This window comes from Mycobacterium sp. 1423905.2 (assembly GCF_001673155.1).
Lineage (GTDB): Bacteria > Actinomycetota > Actinomycetes > Mycobacteriales > Mycobacteriaceae > Mycobacterium.
In genome coordinates this window covers 1-636 of sequence record NZ_LZLE01000055.1, presented here as the reverse complement: position 1 = coordinate 636, position 636 = coordinate 1, and the positions used below count along the sequence as shown (strand labels likewise).

At 74.8% G+C, this 636-nt stretch carries 1 pseudogene; it reads right to left on the bottom strand.

Going from position 1 to position 636, the window contains the following annotated elements:
• A pseudogene (locus tag A9W95_RS27125) lies at positions 1-636 on the bottom strand (hypothetical protein); the annotation flags it as partial.

Genomic DNA, 636 nt, shown 5'->3' with positions numbered 1-636 from the left:
GGCCGGAGCGGATGGTGGTGGCCAGCGCGCTCAGCAGGATTTGCGCGTCGTCGGCCTGCAGGTTCCACGCCGCCGGTGGCACCAGGATCTGGGTGCGTGGCGCGGCGTCGGGGGTGAGGCTGCGCCACAGCATGGCGCCGACGGCGTCTTGGCGCCGCGCGGTGTGCGAGTCGTGGCCGATGCGTACCGACAGCGCGGAGTCCAGGTAGGTCGGGACGGCCGGGCTGCTTCCGGCCGCGGCCAGGGCCGCACCGACGGCCGGGTCGAACGGCGCGGTGACCACCTGCCGGGACAGCCGCCGCGGGGTGGTGTTGGCGCTGACCGCCGAACCGGTTTCGGGCAGGGCGTTGCTGTCGTGGCCGGCGAGGTCAGCGGCAGCGATCGCGACCGTGCTGTCGTTGGCGCTGAGCAGGCTGACGGCGCGGTCGGTGAGCGGGCCGTCGGGCAGCAGGGTGGCCCCGCGCACCGAGGCGACGTCCAGGATGCGGTCGACGATCTCACCCGCGGTGCCGGTGGCGGCGGCGTTGAGGCCCGGATCGTTGACCCGCTGCAACGCGTCGAGGTCGGCTTGCGCGTACGGCAGCGGCGCCACGCAGGTTCGGTGCGCCAGCGCGCGCAGCCGGTTGAGCCAGACGG